Source organism: Enterobacter cloacae complex sp. I3 (assembly GCF_014896175.1).
GTDB classification, from domain to species: Bacteria; Pseudomonadota; Gammaproteobacteria; order Enterobacterales; family Enterobacteriaceae; genus Enterobacter; species Enterobacter bugandensis.
Genome location: NZ_JADBQZ010000021.1, coordinates 14454 through 33301, shown reverse-complemented (window position 1 = coordinate 33301; position 18848 = coordinate 14454). Strand labels below are relative to the sequence as shown.

Genomic DNA, 18848 nt, shown 5'->3' with positions numbered 1-18848 from the left:
TAAAAAATTTTTGAAAAGCTAAATTTGGTGACTTGTGTCACGCTTTTCCGCCTCTTTTGCCGATCCTGCCACGTTTGTAAATTTCCTCAGCATTTTACTCTGTCATTTTGCCCTGTATGACTTTTCTTCAGAGTGCCGACGCAAACGTTCATATTGCTGCAATAGTTTTTTTTGATATGTTGGCTACAGCGGATTTCAATCCAGCACAACATCAGTTCAGATAAAAACAGGGTCGGGGAAATGGCAAAGGTATCACTGGAGAAAGACAAGATTAAATTCCTGCTGGTCGAGGGCGTGCATCAGAAAGCGCTTGATAGCCTTCGTGCGGCGGGTTACACCAACATCGAATTTCACAAAGGCGCGCTGGACACGGAAGAGCTGAAAGCCGCCATCCGTGATGCCCACTTCATTGGCCTGCGATCCCGTACCCATCTGACTGAAGACGTGATTGCCGCGGCAGAAAAGCTGGTTGCTATTGGCTGTTTCTGCATCGGCACCAACCAGGTCGACCTGAACGCTGCCGCAAAACGCGGTATCCCGGTCTTTAACGCCCCGTTCTCTAACACCCGTTCCGTGGCGGAGCTGGTAATTGGCGAGCTGCTGCTGCTGCTGCGCGGTATCCCGGAAGCTAACGCCAAAGCGCACCGCGGCGTGTGGAACAAACTGGCCGCGGGCTCATACGAAGCCCGTGGTAAAAAGCTGGGTATCATCGGCTACGGCCACATCGGTACCCAACTGGGGATCCTGGCGGAATCGCTGGGGATGCACGTCTACTTCTACGATATCGAAAGCAAGCTGCCGCTGGGTAACGCGACGCAGGTACAGCATCTGTCTGACCTGCTGAACATGAGCGACGTGGTCAGCCTGCACGTGCCGGAAAACGCCTCCACCAAAAACATGATGGGCGCGGAAGAGCTGGCGCTGATGAAGCCGGGATCTCTGCTGATCAACGCCGCGCGTGGTACGGTGGTCGATATCCCTGCGCTGTGCGATGCGCTGAAGCGTAAGCATCTGGCGGGGGCGGCCATCGACGTGTTCCCTACGGAACCTGCCACCAACAGCGATCCGTTTAACTCTCCGCTGTGCGAATTCGACAACGTGATCCTGACGCCGCACATCGGCGGTTCTACTCAGGAAGCGCAGGAGAATATTGGTCTGGAAGTGGCGGGTAAGCTGAGCAAATATTCCGACAACGGTTCAACGCTTTCTGCGGTGAACTTCCCGGAAGTGTCTCTGCCGCTGCACGGCGGTCGTCGTCTGCTGCACATCCATGAAAACCGTCCTGGCGTGCTGACCGCAATTAACCAGATTTTTGCCGAGCAGAGCGTCAACATTGCCGCCCAGTATCTGCAGACCAACTCGCAGATGGGCTATGTGGTCATTGATATCGAAGCGGATGAAGACGTGGCTGAAAAAGCGTTGCAGAGCATGAAGGCCATTCCGGGAACGATTCGCGCGCGCCTGCTGTACTGATGGTGCGGTCTGTGGTGTCGGGTGGCGGCTACGCCTTACCCGACCTACGTTGAGCTTTTGTAGGCCGGGTAAGCGTAAGCGCCACCCGGCTTTATGCTACCAAAGCCACGTTTTACCTGGCGTTACCACCGCAGGCAGCGGAATATCCCATTTCTCCACCGGCAAGGCTTCTACAGCCTGGCAATCATGCGCATAGCCCACCGGCTGCAACCCATACTGCCGCCAGTTTTGCAGCGTTCGGTCGTAAAAACCGCCGCCCATACCTAAGCGCTGTCCCTGCTCATCAAACGCCACCAGCGGCGTAATCAGCACGTCCAGCTGTGACAGCGGGAGTACGTCGCGCACGTCGAGTTTCGGTTCGGTGATTTTCAGACGATTCACCACCAGTTCGCTGTGCGGATGGTAATGCAGAAACAGCAGATTGCCCCGGCTGAACGGATGCAGTACCGGCAGGTAAACTTTTTTCCCGGCGCGCCAGAGTTGGTCGATAAGCGGCTGGGTGTCCAGTTCGCCGTCAAACGAGAGAAACAGCGCGACGGTGTTTGCCATCACCACGGGCGGATAGGCCATCATGCGGGCAGCGGCCTGCTGCGCAAAGTGTGCTTGTTGTTCGGACGTAAGGGCGCGACGACGCTGGCGAATGAGCTGACGGATGTCCTGGCGTGAAGCAGAAACTTCAGGGAATTGAGTCATGGTAGTCGGTAGAAGAAGAGAGAGGGAATCTCCGAGATGCCGCCGCAGGCTGTAACCCTTGAACCCTTGGTTCAAGGTGAATGTGTCGTCATAGTTTTAAGGCTTCTCGGACGAACCGAGCATGCTCACCAACCATGGAGCGCCACATTCTTGTGGTATGAAATATCGGCTCAGGGGACTGGCCCGCTTGCAAACATCTCAGAGAAATTTTGTCTTCACAGTTACTCTACCATAGTCAACTGCGAAGTGTTATTCAAACTTTGGTCCCGGTCTTTCGGGATTGCGACCTTGATCAAGCAACGCCTGTTCAATGGTCTGCTGGAGCATTTTAATGCGCTGCTCCATGCTAGCCGCGTAATCGCGGGTCTTCGCTTTTTCCTGAGTCAGTTCATAGCTGATGTTCAACGCGGCGATGAAAACCAGCTGCTCAGTATTTGTGACTCTAGTGCGTTCTTTTAGATCTTGCAACCGCTGATTCAAATCGTCCGCAGCCTGATTCAAAGCATCCCTTTGTTCAGGCGGACAATTCACTCGCAGTGAACGGCCAAAAATCTGGAGATCGACGGGTTGTGCAGACATGCCACCTTCCTGCTGATTGACTGCGCTGCCTTCGCTTACTGCCCCGGGGGCTGCGAAGGGGCGACACTATAGCTACCCTGATGTGAAGATACAAGCCCTTTTCTGGTATCACCAGGGTCCAAAGTGGTAGCATATCATGAATATCCTCCCTTTGATGACGAATGCGTATGTCTATACAGAACGAAATGCCTGGTTACAAGGATTTAAACCAGTTACTGAACCAGCAGGGAGTCGGTCTTACCCCTGCCGAAATGCACGGTCTGATCAGCGGCATACTGTGCGGCGGAAACAGCGACAGCTCATGGCAGCCGCTGATCCACGACCTCACCAACGAAGGGCTGGCGTTTGGCCACGAACTGGCGGAAGCGCTGCGAAAAATGCACGCGGCAACCAGCGATTCGCTGGAAGACGATGGCTTCCTTTTTCAGCTTTATCTGCCTGAAGGCGACGATGTCAGCGTCTTCGATCGCGCCGATGCGCTCGCGGGGTGGGTAAACCACTATCTGCTTGGCCTGGGCGTCACCCAGCCTAAGCTTGATAAAGTCACCGGCGAAGCGGGTGAAGCGATTGACGATCTGCGCAACATCGCCCAGCTTGGCTACGATGAAGAGGAAGATCAGGAAGAGCTGGAAATGTCTCTCGAAGAGATCATCGAGTACGTGCGCGTGGCGGCGCTGCTGTGCCACGACAACTTTACGCGCTCGCAGCCGACCGCGCCGGAAGTTCGCAAGCCAACCTTACATTAAGAAAAATAACGCACAGGAGGGTGTCATGGTTATCTCGCAACAAGAGTATTTGCGCCGTCGTCAGGCGCTGCTGGCAAACATGCAGCCGGGAAGCGCGGCGCTGATTTTTGCCGCGCCGGAAGTGACGCGCAGCGCCGACAGCGAATACCCCTATCGCCAGAGCAGCGATTTCTGGTACTTCACCGGCTTCAACGAGCCGGAAGCGGTGCTGGTGCTGATTAAGAGCAATGACACCCACAACCACAGCGTGATTTTCAACCGCGTACGAGACTTAACCGCTGAGATCTGGTTTGGCCGCCGCTTAGGGCAAGAGGCCGCCCCGGAAAAGCTGGGCGTTGACCGCGCGCTGGCGTTTAGCGAAATCAACCAGCAGCTCTATCAGCTGCTTAATGGCCTCGACGTGCTCTATCACGCGCAGGGCGAATACGCCTACGCCGATGAGATTGTTTTCAACGCGCTGGAAAAACTGCGTAAAGGCTCGCGGCAGAACCTGTCCGCGCCCGCCACCCTCACGGACTGGCGTCCGGTGGTGCACGAGATGCGTCTGTTCAAATCTGAAGAAGAGCTGAACGTGCTGCGCCGTGCGGGCGAAATCAGCGCCCTGGCGCACACCCGCGCGATGGAAAAATGTCGTCCCGGAATGTTTGAATACCAGCTGGAAGGCGAAATTCACCACGAATTTAACCGCCACGGCGCGCGTTATCCCTCCTACAACACCATCGTTGGCGGCGGGGAAAACGGCTGCATTCTGCACTACACAGAAAACGAAAGCGCGCTGCGCGACGGCGATCTGGTGCTGATTGACGCCGGTTGCGAATATCAGGGCTACGCCGGCGACATCACGCGTACCTTCCCGGTGAACGGCAAGTTTTCGCCAGCGCAGCGGGCGATTTATGACATCGTTCTCGAATCTCTCGAGACGGCGCTGACGCTGTATCGCCCGGGCACCTCCATTCAGGAGGTGACCGGTGAGGTGGTGCGCATCATGATTACCGGGCTGGTTAAGCTTGGGATCCTCAAAGGGGATGTCGATACCCTGATTACCGAGAATGCTCACCGCCCGTACTTTATGCACGGCCTGAGCCACTGGCTGGGGCTGGACGTGCACGACGTGGGCGCGTACGGCCCTGAACGTTCGCGCGTGCTTGAACCGGGCATGGTGCTGACCGTCGAGCCGGGCCTGTACATCGCGCCGGATGCCGACGTGCCAGAGGAATACCGCGGAATTGGCATTCGTATTGAAGACGACATCGTCATCACCGAAACCGGCAACGAAAACCTGACCGCGAGCGTGGTGAAAAAAGCGGACGATATCGAGGCGCTGATGGCAGCGGCGCGCGTATGAGCGTGATTATCGTTGGCGGCGGCATGACCGGCGCCACGCTGGCGTTAGCCATCTCGCATTTGACGAAGGGGCAGCTTCCGGTGCATCTGGTTGAAGCCGTCGCGCCGCAGGCGAAGAATCACCCTGGGTTTGATTCCCGCGCCATTGCCCTGGCGCAGGGCACCTGCCAGCAGCTATCCCGCATTGGCATCTGGCAGGCCATCGCCGACTGCGCTACCGCCATTAATACCGTGCACGTAAGCGATCGCGGTCATGCCGGGTTTGTGACGCTGGATGCCCATGATTACCGTATTGACGCGCTGGGTCAGGTCGTTGAACTGCACGATATTGGCCTGCGCCTGTTCCGCCTGTTACAGGACGCGCCGGGCGTCACGTTGCACTGCCCGGCACGCGTTGCCAGCTTCACCCGCAGTGAAGACGCGGTCAGCGTAACGCTGGACAATGGCACCGTGCTTGACGGACAGCTTCTGGTGGCGGCTGACGGGTCGCGCTCGGCGCTCGGCACCCAGTGCGGCGTAGAGTGGCGGCAGCAGCCTTACGGGCAGGTCGCGGTTATCGCGAACGTCTCGACCGCAGCAGAACACAACGGCCGGGCGTTTGAGCGCTTCACCCAGCACGGCCCGCTGGCGATGCTGCCGATGACGGGCGGGCGCTGCTCGCTGGTCTGGTGCCACCCGCAGGAAAAGGCCGAAGAGGTTAAATCCTGGTCCGACGAACGTTTTTGTACCGAGCTGCAGAAAGCCTTTGGCTGGCGGCTGGGGCGTATTACCCATGCCGGGAAACGTGCGGTCTATCCGCTGTCGTTAACCACGGCATCACAGTCTGTTTCTCACCGCGTGGCGCTGGTCGGCAATGCGGCGCAAACCCTCCACCCCATCGCCGGGCAGGGCTTTAACCTTGGCCTGCGGGATGTGATGAGCCTGGCCGAAACGCTTTCGCAGGCGTGGAGCGAACAAAAAGACTGTGGCGCTTACCCGGTGCTAAGCCATTACCAGACGCGACGTCAGGCCGATAAAGAGGCGACAATTGGCGTCACCGACGGCTTAGTCCATCTCTTTGCTAATCGCTGGGCGCCGCTGGTTGTTGGTCGCAACCTCGGGCTGATGGCGATGGAACTGTTCATTCCGGCACGTGACGTGCTGGCGCAGCGGACCCTGGGTTGGGTCGCGCGTTAAGGAGTTATCACTGTGCAAAATGTTGATGTTGCCATCGTTGGCGGCGGAATGGTTGGACTGGCGCTGGCCTGTGGATTACAGGGCAGCGGCCTGCGCGTGGCCGTGCTGGAGCAAAAGCAGCCCCAGCCTGTCGCATCAGATGCCCCGCCGGAACTCCGCGTGTCGGCGATTAACGCGGCCAGCGAAAAGCTTTTGACGCGTCTCGGCGTCTGGTCAGATATCGTCGCCCAGCGCGCCAGCTGCTATCACGGCATGGAAGTGTGGGACAAAGACAGCTTTGGCCATATTGCCTTTGATGATGAAAGCATGGGCTATAGCCATCTGGGGCATATCATAGAGAATGCGGTGATCCACCACGCGCTGTGGCAGAAAGCAGAGCAGTGCAGCGACGTGACGCTAATTGCGCCTGCGCAGATCCAGCAGGTGGCATGGGGCGAAAACGAGGCGTTTATCACCCTGCAAAGCGGCGACATGCTGACCGCGCGTCTGGTGGTCGGTGCCGACGGCGCTAACTCCTGGCTGCGCAACAAGGCTGATATCCCGCTAACGTACTGGGATTACCGCCATCATGCGATGGTGGCAACGATCCGCACCGAAGAGCCGCACGGCGGCGTTGCGCGGCAGATTTTCCACAACGACGGCATACTGGCGTTCCTGCCGCTTGCCGATCCTCACCTGTGCTCAATTGTCTGGTCCCTGGTGCCGGAGAAAGCGCAGCAGATGCAGGATGCGACGCCGGAGGCCTTTAACCAGGCGCTGTGCGTGGCGTTTGATAACCGCCTTGGCCTGTGCACGCTTGAAAGCGAGCGGCTGGTTTTCCCGTTAACCGGCCGCTACGCGCGTCAGTTTGCCGCGCACCGCCTGGCGCTGGTGGGGGATGCGGCCCATACCATTCATCCGCTGGCCGGACAGGGCGTTAACCTCGGCTTTATGGACGCGGCGGAACTGGTGGAAGAACTGCGTCGCCTGCACCGTGAAGGTAAAGATATCGGCCAGCATCTGTATCTGCGTCGCTACGAGCGCAGCCGCAAGCACAGTGCGGCGATGATGCTGGCAGGAATGCAGGGCTTCCGCGAGCTGTTTGCCGGGGCAAATCCGGCGAAAAAACTGCTGCGCGATATCGGCCTCAAGCTGGCCGACACCCTTCCCGGCGTCAAACCTCAACTTCTTCGTCAGGCAATGGGTCTTAACGATCTTCCCGACTGGTTACGCTAATCTCGATCCCCGTCACACTTTATTTTCCCGGCCTCTGCGCCGGGGAAATCCCCTCGTTTGAAATATTCTAATTCCACGCCATTTTTCGCATTAGTTATTCTCATGTCGTGATTTTTATGTGACGGAAATTCGGCCCATTTTTCCGCATGAAATATCACCATGTGCTAAATACTGTTAGATTATTGTTAATTTTGTGCGGGGTTAATCGCATTTTTCCAGTGAATAACTCTGTAGGCTTTTCAGCGATTTTTGGTCATAAGCTAATGTGATGACCCGTTTTACCTTATGGTTAACCGCCGGTTTCGGTGGTAAGTTCAGGTAAAAGAGAACGTTTGCGTCGGCATTCGGGAACGAGGCCGACACCGGGTTTCACGGTGAATTTTTCAACGAGGACAAGATGGCTCAACAGACTCCTTTGTACGAACAGCACGTGTTATGCGGCGCCCGCATGGTGGACTTCCATGGCTGGATGATGCCGCTGCACTACGGCTCGCAGATTGATGAGCACCACGCGGTGCGCACCGATGCCGGTATGTTCGACGTGTCCCATATGACGATTGTCGATCTGCGCGGTAGCCGCACCCGGGAGTTTTTGCGTTATCTGCTGGCAAACGACGTCGCCAAACTGAAGACGCCGGGCAAAGCGCTCTATACCGGCATGCTGAATGCCTCGGGCGGCGTGATTGATGACCTTATAGTTTATTACTTCACCGAAGATTTCTTCCGCCTCGTTGTAAACTCCGCCACCCGCGAAAAAGACCTCTCCTGGATCACCCAACACGCCGAACCCTACGCCGTCGACATCACCGTGCGTGACGATCTGTCGCTGATCGCCGTGCAGGGACCGAGCGCGCAGGCGAAAGCCGCGTCTCTTTTTAACGACGAGCAGCGCAACGCCACCGCTGGCATGAAGCCGTTCTTCGGCGTGCAGGCGGGGGATCTGTTTATCGCCACCACCGGCTACACCGGTGAAGCGGGCTACGAAATTGCCATGCCAAACGAGAAGGCCGCCGATTTCTGGCGTGCCCTTGTAGAAGCGGGCGTGAAGCCTGCGGGCCTGGGCGCGCGCGATACGCTGCGTCTGGAAGCGGGCATGAACCTCTACGGTCAGGAAATGGATGAAGGCGTCTCACCGCTGGCGGCCAACATGGGCTGGACCATCGCGTGGGAACCGGCTGACCGTGATTTTATTGGCCGTGAAGCGCTGGAGATGCAGCGCGAGAAGGGTACCGAACAGCTGGTTGGCCTGGTGATGAAGGAAAAAGGCGTGCTGCGCGGCGAACTGCCGGTGCGCTTTACCGATGCTGACGGCAATCATCGCGAAGGCGTGATCACCAGCGGAACCTTCTCCCCGACGCTGGGCTACAGTATTGCACTGGCTCGCGTGCCGGCAGGCATTGGCGAAACGGCGGTAGTGCAAATCCGCAACCGCGAAATGCCGGTCCACGTGACCAAACCGATTTTTGTTCGCGCCGGTAAGCCGGTCGCCTAACTATTTTTATCAGGAGAACTTCAATGAGCAATGTGCCAGCAGAACTGAAATACAGCAAAGAACACGAGTGGCTGCGCAAAGAGGCGGACGGCACTTACACCGTCGGGATCACCGAGCACGCGCAGGAGCTGCTGGGCGACATGGTGTTTGTTGACCTGCCTGACGTGGGCACGACCGTTAGCGCGGGCGACGACTGCGCCGTAGCGGAGTCCGTAAAAGCGGCGTCTGACATCTATGCACCTGTCAGCGGCGAGATTGTTGCGGTCAACGACGCGCTGAGCGATTCGCCAGAGCTGGTCAACAGCGAGCCTTATGAAGGCGGCTGGATCTTCAAGATCAAAGCCAGCGACGAATCCCAGATTGCCGCGCTGCTGGATGCGACCGCGTACGAAGCACTGTTAGAAGACGAGTAAGCCATTATCCCTCTCCCCTTTGGGGAGAGGGTAGGGTGAGGGGAACAGACGACACCCTCATCCCAGCCCTTTCCCTAAGGGTGAGGGAGAAAACACATTCACTGCACGTTTCAGGAACCATCGCTCATGACACAGACTTTAAGCCAGCTTGAAAACCGTGGCGCCTTCATTGAACGTCACATTGGGCCGGATGCTCAGCAACAGCAGGAGATGCTGAAGACGGTTGGCGCGGATTCATTAGACGCACTGATCGGCCAGATTGTGCCAAAAGACATCCAGCTTGCCACGCCGCCTCAGGTGGGCGAAGCCACCACGGAATTCGCCGCGCTGGCGGAGCTGAAGGCCATCGCCAGCCTGAACAAGCGCTATAAGTCTTATATTGGCATGGGCTACACCAACGTGCAGTTGCCGCCGGTGATCCTGCGCAACATGCTGGAAAACCCGGGCTGGTACACCGCTTACACCCCTTATCAGCCAGAAGTCTCCCAGGGGCGTCTGGAAGCGCTGCTGAACTTCCAGCAGGTGACGCTTGACCTGACCGGCATGGATATCGCCTCCGCTTCTCTGCTGGATGAGGCGACCGCCGCCGCCGAAGCGATGGCGATGGCTAAGCGCGTGAGCAAGCTGAAAAACGCTAACCGCTTCTTCGTGGCGGCGGACGTACATCCGCAGACGCTGGACGTGGTGCGCACCCGTGCGGAAACCTTCGGCTTTGAGGTGATCGTCGACGACGCCGACAAAGTGCTGGATCACCAGGACGTCTTCGGCGTGCTGCTGCAGCAGGTGGGTACCACCGGCGAAGTTCACGACTACGGCGCGCTGATTGCCGAGCTGAAATCCCGCAAAGTGGTTGTCAGCGTTGCCGCCGATTTTATGGCGCTGGTGCTGCTGACGGCACCGGGCAAACAGGGCGCGGATATCGTATTCGGCTCAGCGCAGCGCTTCGGCGTGCCGATGGGCTACGGCGGCCCGCACGCGGCGTTCTTCGGCGCGAAAGATGAATTTAAACGCTCCATGCCAGGCCGTATTATTGGCGTGTCAAAAGATGCTGCCGGTAATACCGCGTTGCGCATGGCGATGCAGACCCGCGAGCAGCATATCCGCCGCGAGAAAGCGAACTCCAACATCTGTACTTCCCAGGTACTGCTGGCAAACATCGCCAGCCTGTATGCGGTATTCCACGGTCCGGCTGGCCTGAAGCGCATTGCCAGCCGCATTCACCGCCTGGCCGATATTCTGGCCTGCGGCCTGCAGCAGAAGGGCCTCAAGCTGCGCCACGCGCATTACTTCGACACCCTGTGCGTGGAAGTGGCAGACAAAGCCGCCGTGCTGGCGCGCGCGAATGCAGCAGAAATCAACCTGCGCAGCGACATCCACAACGCGGTCGGCATTACGCTGGATGAAAGCACCACTCGCGACGATATCCTGAACCTGTTCAGCGTGTTGCTGGGCGACGCACACGGTCTGGACGTTGATACGCTCGACAAAGAGGTCGCGCTCGACAGCCGCTCCCTTCAGGAAAGCATGCTGCGCAATGACGCGATCCTGACTCACCCGGTGTTCAATCGCTATCACAGCGAAACCGAGATGATGCGCTATATGCACTCTCTGGAGCGCAAGGATCTGGCGCTGAACCAGGCGATGATCCCGCTGGGCTCCTGCACCATGAAGCTGAACGCCGCGGCAGAGATGATCCCGATTACCTGGCCTGAATTCTCCGAGCTGCACCCGTTCTGCCCGCCAGAACAGGCGGAAGGCTATCACATGATGATTAACCAGCTTTCAGACTGGCTGGTGAAGCTGACCGGCTACGACGCGCTCTGCATGCAGCCGAACTCCGGCGCGCAGGGTGAATACGCGGGCCTGCTGGCGATCCGTCACTATCACGAAAGCCGTAACGAAGGCCACCGTGATATCTGCCTGATCCCAAGCTCCGCCCACGGCACCAACCCGGCCTCAGCCCAGATGGCGGGCATGGAAGTGGTGGTGGTAGCGTGCGATAAGAACGGCAACATCGATTTGGCCGACCTGCGTGCGAAAGCCGAGCAGGCAGGCGACAAGCTCTCCTGCATCATGGTGACCTACCCGTCCACCCACGGCGTGTACGAAGAGACCATCCGTGAAGTGTGCGAAGTGGTGCACCAGTTTGGCGGTCAGGTATACCTCGACGGCGCGAACATGAACGCTCAGGTGGGCATTACCTCTCCGGGCTTTATCGGCGCGGACGTGTCGCACCTGAACCTGCATAAAACCTTCTGCATTCCGCACGGCGGTGGCGGCCCGGGCATGGGACCAATCGGCGTGAAAGCGCACCTGGCGCCGTTTGTGCCGGGGCACAGCGTGGTGCAGATTGAAGGCATGCTGACCCGTCAGGGCGCGGTCTCTGCGGCACCGTTCGGTAGCGCATCAATCCTGCCAATCAGCTGGATGTACATCCGCATGATGGGCGCGGAAGGGCTGAAGCAGGCGAGCCAGGTGGCTATTCTGAACGCCAACTACATTGCGACGCGCCTGAAGTCTGCCTTCCCGGTGCTCTACACCGGCCGCGACGGTCGCGTGGCGCACGAATGCATTCTCGATATTCGTCCGTTGAAAGAGCAGACCGGCATCAGCGAGCTGGACATCGCCAAGCGTCTGATCGACTACGGCTTCCACGCGCCAACCATGTCGTTCCCGGTTGCGGGTACGCTGATGGTGGAGCCAACGGAATCTGAAAGCAAAGCCGAGCTGGACCGCTTTATCGACGCGATGCTGGCCATCCGCATGGAGATCGACCGCGTGCAGGACGGCGAATGGACGCTGGAAGATAACCCGCTGGTCAACGCCCCGCACACCCAGCACGAGATGGTGGCTGAGTGGAGCCACGGTTATTCCCGCGAGCTGGCGGTCTTCCCGGCAGGCGTGGCGAACAAATACTGGCCGACCGTGAAGCGTCTCGATGACGTCTACGGCGACCGTAATCTGTTCTGCTCCTGCGTGCCGATGAGCGAATACCAGTAATTATTTGCCATACTGTAGGCCGGGTAAGCGTAAGCGCCACCCGGCTTTTTTTTATCTGGAGGTTGTGAATGGCAATTGTACTGGTCACCGGCGCGAGCCGGGGCATTGGGAAAGCCACCGCGCTGCAGCTGGCACGTGAAGGCTACACCGTGGCGGTGAACTATCACCACAACATTAAAGCCGCGACGGACGTTATCAATCAGATCGTTGAGGCCGGCGGTAAAGCGTTTGCCGTGCGTGCGGACATCAGCGATGAAGCTCAGGTGCTGGCGATGTTTGACAGCATCGATCGTGAAGGTGAGCCGCTTCGCGCGCTGGTCAATAATGCAGGCATTCTGTTTGAACAATCCACCATTGAGAATCTGTCCGCAGAGCGCATTAACCGCGTGCTGGCGACCAACGTCACGGGTTACTTTCTCTGCTGTCGTGAAGCGGTGAAACGCATGTCCACCAAGCATGGCGGCAAGGGCGGGGCGATTGTGAATGTCTCTTCCGCCGCGTCTCGTCTGGGCGCGCCGGGTGAGTATGTCGATTACGCTGCTTCCAAAGGCGCGGTAGATTCGCTGACAACCGGGCTATCGCTGGAGGTGGCGGCGCAGGGTATCCGCGTGAACTGCGTGCGGCCTGGGCTGATTTATACCGATATCCATGCTTCCGGCGGAGAGCCTGGGCGAGTGGATCGCGTGAAATCGTTACTGCCGATGCAGCGCGGCGGCCAGCCGGAAGAGGTGGCGCAGGCGATTGTCTGGCTGCTGAGCGAGAAGGCGTCTTACGTGACGGGCAGTTTTATCGAGCTGGCTGGCGGGAAGTAACCCCCTCACCCTAACCCTCTCCCCAAAGGGAGAGGGTTAGGCGCCCGGCGTTAAAGTTTCTCGCCGTTGCTGGCAATCACGCCTTTATACCACTCGAAGCTTTTCTTACGGGAGCGCGACATGTCGCCCGTGCCGTCGTCGTGCTTGTTGACGTAGATAAAGCCGTAGCGCTTGCTGTACTGACCGGTGGTGAACGACACGCAGTCGATGCAGCCCCACGGCGTATAGCCCATCAGATCCACGCCATCGTGAGTGACGGCTTTGATCATCTCTTCCACGTGGGCACGCAGGTAGTCGATGCGATAGTCATCGTTGATGCTGCCGTCTTCTTCCACCTTGTCGTAGGCACCGAACCCGTTCTCAACGATAAACAGGGGTTTCTGATAACGCTCGTACAGTTCGCACAGGGAATAGCGCAGGCCCACCGGGTCAATCTGCCAGCCCCAGTCGGACGCCTTCACGTGCGGGTTCGGCACGCTGCCTTCAAAGCCGGAAATGGCGTCACCTGTGCCGCCTTCCGCCTTCACCGCGTTGGTCATGTAGTAGCTGAAGCCTAAGTAGTCGCAGGTACCTTCACGCAGGATCTGCTCGTCGCCCGCCTCCATTTTGATGGAAAAGCCGCGGCGCTCCCACTCGTTCAGCACGTAGGACGGGTAGTAACCACGCAGCTGGACGTCGGTAAAGACATAGCGCTCGCGCATGGATTCCTGGGCGAACATCACGTCTTCCGGCTTGCAGGAGAACGGATAGAGCGCCACCATCGCCAGCATGCAGCCGACTTTCATCTCCGGGTTGATGCGGCGCGCGGCTTTCACCGCCAGGGCGCTGGCCACAAACTGGTGGTGCAGCACCTGGTACATAGTCTCTTCCGGGTTGTCATGTTCGGTGTAGACCACGCCCGAGCAGCAGTAGCCGAACAGCGGGGCGCGCCAGTTGCGCTGGTTGTTGATTTCGTTGAAGGTCATCCAGTATTTGACCTTGTGCTTGTAGCGCTCAAACACCACTTCCGCGAAGCGCACGAAGAAATCGACCACTTTGCGGTTGGTCCAGCTACCATACTCCTGCACCAGGTGCAGCGGCATTTCGAAGTGGGAGAGGGTGATCACCGGTTCGATGTTGTACTTCAGCAGCTCATCGAACATGTCGTCGTAAAACTTCAGCCCTTCTTCGTTTGGCTGCGTTTCGTCACCTTTCGGGAAGATGCGCGTCCAGGCGATAGAGGTACGGAAACACTTGAAGCCCATCTCGGCAAATAGCTTGATGTCTTCTTTATAGTGGCCGTGGAAGTCGATGGCTTCGTGGTTTGGGTAGTATTTACCCGGCACCACCTCCTGCGTGATTTCGCGGGGCACGCCGTGTGCGCCGCCGGTCAGCACGTCGCAAATGCTTGGCCCTTTGCCGCCTTTGTTCCAGCCGCCTTCAACCTGATGAGCGGCAACAGCGCCGCCCCATAAAAAATCTTTCGGTAAGGTTATTTTTTTCATCGCTGCTATTCTCATTAAATGGCTTATTGGCATTGAGTCTAGCAAAGCGAAATTGAATGTCACGATATAACAATTTGCGAAAATTGTGATTTGTCACATCGAAAAAACAGGATGTTTTATTCCGTCAGTTTTTTCGCCAGCTTGCGTCCGAGAGATTCCAGAATATAAATGACGGGAATTTGCGTGGTGATATCGTAGACGCCGCCAATTCGCGTCTGGGGAACGTGCCAGGAGAGATTAAAGTCCGCCAGTTTTGCCAGGCGCGAGTGCTCGTGGCTGGTGATAGAGAGCACCTTGCAGTGATGCAGGCTGAACTGGCTGGCGAAGCGCAGGATCTCCTCGGTTTCGCCCGAGACGGAGAGCACAATCGCCAGCGCATTTTTCGCCATATCATTGGTGACCGGGAAATAAGGGTCATCAATATGATTACTGAATTTACCAATATTTGAAAAGAAGCGTGCGCCATATTTGGCCAAAGAGCCTGACGTGCCCGCCCCGACAAATATAATTCGCTCGGAAGACAAAATGATATTTACCGCGTCATTTAATAGCGCGTCGAACTCTTCATTATTCACGCTTTTAAAGAAGCTGATAATTTCGCTGGCGCCGAAATTCGCCTGCTGGGGCTCGTTCTGCTCAAGATAGAGCTTAAAGCGCACGCGAAATTCAGAATACCCTTCACAGTTGAGCTTGCGGCAAAAGCGCAGGATAGTGGTGGTTGAGACGCCGGCCGCATCCGCCAGCTCGCGGATGGTCATGTACATCACTTTGTCCCGGTTTTTGATGACATAGTTGTAGACCATCATTTCCAGGTTATTGAGACTGGCAATGGCGGAGTGGGTGAACATACTCACAGTGGCAAAACTCTCATTCAGACCTCATTTATCCATCATATCATGCAGCCAGACGGCAGGAGCCAATTTTATGCCATTGATTAGTAACGCTTAAATTTTTATGTGAACAAATGTCAGGTGAATTTTTCGTTTATGCTTTTGATTTTTATTATAAAAATTTACTTTAAAATTATTTTAGCTAACAGGTGTTCACTGGAATCATTCTCAGTTAGCATAGTCATGCGATGAATAATCATCTTTAGTTTTCCCGGAGTTTAGTATGGCGAGCAGACCATTAATCGCACAGGGATATTCGCTGGCTGAGGAAGTAGCCAACAGCATCAGCCACGGCATTGGCCTGGTGTTTGGGATTGTCGGTTTAGTGTTATTGCTGGTACAGGCGGCGGATACCAATGCCAGCGCGATGGCTATTACCAGCTATAGCCTGTATGGCGGAAGTATGATCCTGCTGTTCCTGGCCTCGACGCTCTATCACGCGATTCCGCATCAGCGGGCCAAAATATGGCTTAAGAAATTTGACCACTGCGCTATCTATCTGCTGATTGCGGGTACCTATACGCCTTTCCTGCTGGTGGGGCTAAACTCACCGCTGTCGCGCGGCCTGATGATTGTTATCTGGAGCCTGGCGCTGCTGGGGATCCTGTTTAAGCTGACCATTGCGCACCGGTTTAAAGTGTTGTCGCTGGTCACCTATCTGACGATGGGCTGGCTGTCGCTGATTGTGGTGTATCAGCTGGCGATTAAGCTGGCGGTCGGCGGGGTAACGCTGCTGGCGGTGGGCGGTGTGGTCTACTCGCTGGGCGTTATTTTCTACGTCTGCAAGCGCATCCCATACAACCATGCCATCTGGCACGGCTTTGTGCTGGGCGGCAGCGTGTGCCACTTTTTGGCGATTTATTTGTACGTGGGGCAGGTTTAGTTTGTTGTCGGGTGGCGGCTTCGCCTTACCCGACCTGGATTTGCACCCGTAGGCCCGGTAAGCGCAGCGCCACCGGGCGATAAAGCATCACTCTTCCAGTGAATACGGTAGCGGCTCAATACTCAACGTATTCGCGTCGTCGCGCACGCGGAACACGCTGTCCGCTTCCATGTCGTTGTTCATTACAGCCTGTACCAAAAGACGGCCATCTTCCAGCTGGACTGCGGCTAACACGGTACCGGTGCGGCGCCAGTTGTCGCCCATCTTCAGTTCTAAGTCTTCTCCTGCTTCCGGTACGCGGCTGGCATGGCCTGCCAGTGTCCACAACGCGCGTTTGTTTGCCCCACGGAATTTTGCACGCGCGACCATTTCCTGACCGGTGTAGCAGCCTTTTTTAAAGCTGATTCCCCCCAGCGCCTGCAGGTTAGTTGCCTGAGGAATAAACTGCGCGCTATTGGCTGCGTCAATTACCGGCAGACCCGCTTCGATGTTCAGCGCCAGCCACTGCTGGCTGTTGTTGAGCTGCGCTTCGCCGCGCAGCGCCTCGGTCACGCGTTCGGCTGTTGCGGCATCCGTGACTAACAGGAAGCGCTCTGCCGGGTGTTCAAACCACAGGATGGAAGTCGCGCCCTCGCTGACCACCTGTTTTTCTGCATCCGGCAGTTCAGCAAACAGATTTTTCAGCGCCGCACGCGCCTGGAAGCCCGCCACGCCCAGCAGAACATGTTCATCGTCCGGGGCGATGGTGACTTTGGAAAAGACCGCGTATTTTTTCAGTTCTTTGAGCTGCGCATCGCGCAGGCTACGGCGCTCAATAAAGGCAAAACCGTCCTGACGGCGGAAGAGACGCAGGTTGCTCCACATTTTGCCCTTAGGATCGCAGTGCGCGGCCAGCAGATGCTGGTGTTCAGTCAACTGCGCAACATCCGCAGTCACCTGACCCTGCAAGTATTTTTCGGCGTCGGCGCCGGAGAGGGTTGCCAGCGCCCAGTCATCAAGAGAAATAAGCGTCAGCGGCAGACGCGCAGAGGCGGCGGGCTGGCGCGGAGAAAATGGTGTAAAGGCCATAACGGTATCCTGAATTGCTTAACGCTTTGATAATGCCTAATGGTAAAAGAGCCTGCAGGCATTGCAAGCGCTTTCAGCAGACCATTTGTGCCATAAACGGGTTATGCGTAACGCTACGCAAAATAGTGTAATCCGCTGTCTATGTAGGGATAATTCTGGAAGCCTGCTCGTCAAACGCAATATTCCAGTAATGAAACGGTCAAAAACACGTTACACTAGCTGGTGTCCCCGTAGAGAAATTAAGAACAGAAAACGGGGTACCGACTGTGCCAAACGTAATGCAGGAAACTGAACATGGATATTAACAACAAGGCCCGTATTCACTGGGCATGCCGACGCGGAATGCGTGAACTTGATATTTCCATCATGCCTTTCTTCGAATATGAGTACGACAGCTTAAGCGATGATGATAAGCGTCTGTTTGTTCGCCTGCTTGAGTCTGACGATCCGGATTTATTCAACTGGCTGATGAACCACGGCAAACCCGCCGACACCGAGTTGCAACGGATGGTGCAATTAATTCAAACACGGAATCGGGAACGTGGTCCTGTGGCAATCTGATCTTCGCGTCTCGTGGCGCTCGCAGTGGATGTCTTTATTGCTCCACGGGCTGGTTGCGGCCATCGTTTTACTCATGCCGTGGCCGCTCAGCTATACGCCGCTGTGGCTGCTATTACTTTCGTTTGTTGTTTTTGACAGCGTACGCAGCCAGCGTCGCATTAACGCGCGTCAGGGCGAGATTAAGCTGCTGATGGATTCCCGCCTGCGCTGGCAGGGAAAAGAGTGGGATATTCTCGGTGTACCCTGGATGCTTAACGCCGGGATGATGTTACGGTTACGCAAAGTGGGGGGCGGACGTTGCCAGCACCTGTGGCTGGCGGCGGACAGTATGGACGCATCAGAATGGCGGGATCTGCGCCGGATGTTGCTGCAACAGCCGACGCAGGAGTAACGCGCGTTAGCTGAATTTTTCTGCCATTTCGCCGAGGATCTGCTCGCACCAGGCCTGCAGGCGCTCGTCGCTGAGATCGTACTGATTGGTTTCATCCAGCGCGAGCCCGACAAACAGCTCGCCGTCGGCAATAATCGGCTTTTTACTGGTGAATTCATACCCTTCGGTTGGCCAGTAGCCGATAAATGCCGCCCCTTTTGGTGCCAGCTTATCGTGCAGCATGCCGAGTGCGTCCAGGAACCATTCGCCGTAGCCTAACTGGTCACCCATGCCGTACATCGCAATAATTTTACCGTCGAAATTGACTGAATCGAGCTCATCCCAGATGGCTTCCCAGTCTTCCTGTATCTCACCAAAATCCCAGGTTGGGATGCCCAGAATCAGCACATCGTACTGCTCCATCAAGGCGACCGCGTCATCTTTCAGGTTATGCAACGTCACCAGTTCCGGGCCAATGATGTCGCGAATTTTCTCCGCCGCCATTTCGGTGTAGCAGGTGCTGGAACCATAGAACAGACCAATATTCATCGCGTAACTATCTCAATTCTTGCTATGACTTTGCGCGTAGTGTACCAGAAATCGGTCGCAATCAGGCATAATGGCCTGACTGCAAAATCAAAGGGGCTGA

The 18848-nt window shown here is 56.7% G+C and carries 18 protein-coding genes and 1 other RNA gene; 12 read left to right on the top strand and 7 right to left on the bottom strand.

Translation table 11 applies throughout. The features are described from left to right. Nucleotides 1-240 precede the first annotated feature (240 nt). A complete protein-coding gene (serA, locus tag IM271_RS16815; protein ID WP_041908347.1) occupies nt 241-1473 on the top strand; it encodes a phosphoglycerate dehydrogenase in 1233 nt (410 codons plus the stop codon). Nucleotides 1474-1569: 96 nt separating this feature from the next. On the opposite strand, the gene IM271_RS16810 is transcribed toward serA, so the two are convergent. The 3 genes from IM271_RS16810 to zapA all read right to left on the bottom strand — a co-directional run bounded on the left by IM271_RS16810 (nt 1570) and on the right by zapA (nt 2745). Then, entirely contained in the window at nt 1570-2166 is a 597-nt protein-coding gene (locus IM271_RS16810; protein ID WP_048960956.1) for a 5-formyltetrahydrofolate cyclo-ligase, read from the bottom strand. Between the two features lie 24 nt (nt 2167-2190). Next, nucleotides 2191-2374: non-coding RNA, 6S RNA (gene ssrS, locus IM271_RS16805), on the bottom strand. A 41-nt stretch (nt 2375-2415) separates the two neighbouring features. Beyond that, nucleotides 2416-2745: a cell division protein ZapA gene (gene zapA / locus IM271_RS16800; protein WP_006811891.1), complete on the bottom strand. Its 330-nt coding sequence runs from the start codon at nt 2743-2745 to the stop codon at nt 2416-2418. Nucleotides 2746-2912: 167 nt separating this feature from the next. Here zapA and IM271_RS16795 point away from each other — a divergent pair, with 167 nt between their 5' ends. From IM271_RS16795 to IM271_RS16760, 8 genes are all read left to right on the top strand, one after another. Beyond that, nucleotides 2913-3491, top strand: coding sequence for a YecA family protein (locus IM271_RS16795; RefSeq protein ID WP_028014333.1), 579 nt, complete (start codon nt 2913-2915; stop codon nt 3489-3491). A 31-nt stretch (nt 3492-3522) separates the two neighbouring features. Continuing rightward, complete coding sequence (gene pepP, locus IM271_RS16790) at nt 3523-4836, top strand: Xaa-Pro aminopeptidase (RefSeq protein ID WP_028014332.1); 1314 nt, start codon at nt 3523-3525, stop codon at nt 4834-4836. After that, the gene (gene ubiH, locus IM271_RS16785) at nt 4833-6011 is read left to right on the top strand and encodes a 2-octaprenyl-6-methoxyphenyl hydroxylase (protein ID WP_041908350.1); all 1179 of its coding nucleotides are present in this window, start codon (nt 4833-4835) and stop codon (nt 6009-6011) included. The genes pepP and ubiH overlap by 4 nt, the downstream gene beginning before the upstream one ends. A gap of 12 nt (nt 6012-6023) precedes the next feature. Next, complete coding sequence (gene ubiI, locus IM271_RS16780) at nt 6024-7226, top strand: FAD-dependent 2-octaprenylphenol hydroxylase (RefSeq protein ID WP_045629982.1); 1203 nt, start codon at nt 6024-6026, stop codon at nt 7224-7226. Between the two features lie 397 nt (nt 7227-7623). Beyond that, nucleotides 7624-8718, top strand: a complete 1095-nt coding sequence (gene gcvT, locus IM271_RS16775) for a glycine cleavage system aminomethyltransferase GcvT (RefSeq protein ID WP_193052905.1) — start codon at nt 7624-7626, stop codon at nt 8716-8718. 23 nt (nt 8719-8741) lie between these two features. After that, on the top strand, nt 8742-9131 hold the full coding sequence (gcvH, locus tag IM271_RS16770) for a glycine cleavage system protein GcvH (RefSeq protein WP_193052904.1): 390 nt from the start codon (nt 8742-8744) through the stop codon (nt 9129-9131). A gap of 126 nt (nt 9132-9257) precedes the next feature. Further along, nucleotides 9258-12131 (top strand): aminomethyl-transferring glycine dehydrogenase, encoded by a 2874-nt coding sequence (gene gcvP, locus IM271_RS16765; protein ID WP_193052903.1) that lies wholly within the window; start codon nt 9258-9260, stop codon nt 12129-12131. Nucleotides 12132-12199: 68 nt separating this feature from the next. After that, entirely contained in the window at nt 12200-12943 is a 744-nt protein-coding gene (locus IM271_RS16760) for an SDR family oxidoreductase (protein ID WP_193052902.1), read from the top strand. A gap of 50 nt (nt 12944-12993) precedes the next feature. Here IM271_RS16760 and bglA read toward each other — a convergent pair whose 3' ends face one another. Next, nucleotides 12994-14427 carry a 6-phospho-beta-glucosidase BglA gene (gene bglA / locus IM271_RS16755; protein WP_028014326.1) on the bottom strand — a complete coding sequence of 478 codons (1434 nt, stop codon included), beginning with the start codon at nt 14425-14427 and terminating at the stop codon, nt 12994-12996. Between the two features lie 116 nt (nt 14428-14543). Continuing rightward, nucleotides 14544-15275: a MurR/RpiR family transcriptional regulator gene (locus tag IM271_RS16750; RefSeq protein WP_028014325.1), complete on the bottom strand. Its 732-nt coding sequence runs from the start codon at nt 15273-15275 to the stop codon at nt 14544-14546. Between the two features lie 265 nt (nt 15276-15540). Between IM271_RS16750 and IM271_RS16745 the strand changes: the two genes are divergently transcribed. After that, the gene (locus IM271_RS16745; RefSeq protein WP_193052901.1) at nt 15541-16200 is read left to right on the top strand and encodes a hemolysin III family protein; all 660 of its coding nucleotides are present in this window, start codon (nt 15541-15543) and stop codon (nt 16198-16200) included. A gap of 87 nt (nt 16201-16287) precedes the next feature. Here the strand turns inward: IM271_RS16745 and ygfZ are convergent, their stop codons facing one another. Beyond that, nucleotides 16288-17268, bottom strand: a complete 981-nt coding sequence (gene ygfZ, locus IM271_RS16740) for a tRNA-modifying protein YgfZ (RefSeq protein WP_193052900.1) — start codon at nt 17266-17268, stop codon at nt 16288-16290. A gap of 294 nt (nt 17269-17562) precedes the next feature. Here ygfZ and sdhE point away from each other — a divergent pair, with 294 nt between their 5' ends. Next, the gene (gene sdhE, locus IM271_RS16735) at nt 17563-17829 is read left to right on the top strand and encodes an FAD assembly factor SdhE (protein ID WP_010435322.1); all 267 of its coding nucleotides are present in this window, start codon (nt 17563-17565) and stop codon (nt 17827-17829) included. Further along, nucleotides 17810-18220, top strand: coding sequence for a protein YgfX (locus tag IM271_RS16730; RefSeq protein WP_028014322.1), 411 nt, complete (start codon nt 17810-17812; stop codon nt 18218-18220). The genes sdhE and IM271_RS16730 overlap by 20 nt, the downstream gene beginning before the upstream one ends. Before the next feature lie 6 nt (nt 18221-18226). Here the strand turns inward: IM271_RS16730 and fldB are convergent, their stop codons facing one another. Continuing rightward, nucleotides 18227-18748: a flavodoxin FldB gene (fldB, locus tag IM271_RS16725; protein WP_193052899.1), complete on the bottom strand. Its 522-nt coding sequence runs from the start codon at nt 18746-18748 to the stop codon at nt 18227-18229. Nucleotides 18749-18848 lie beyond the last annotated feature (100 nt).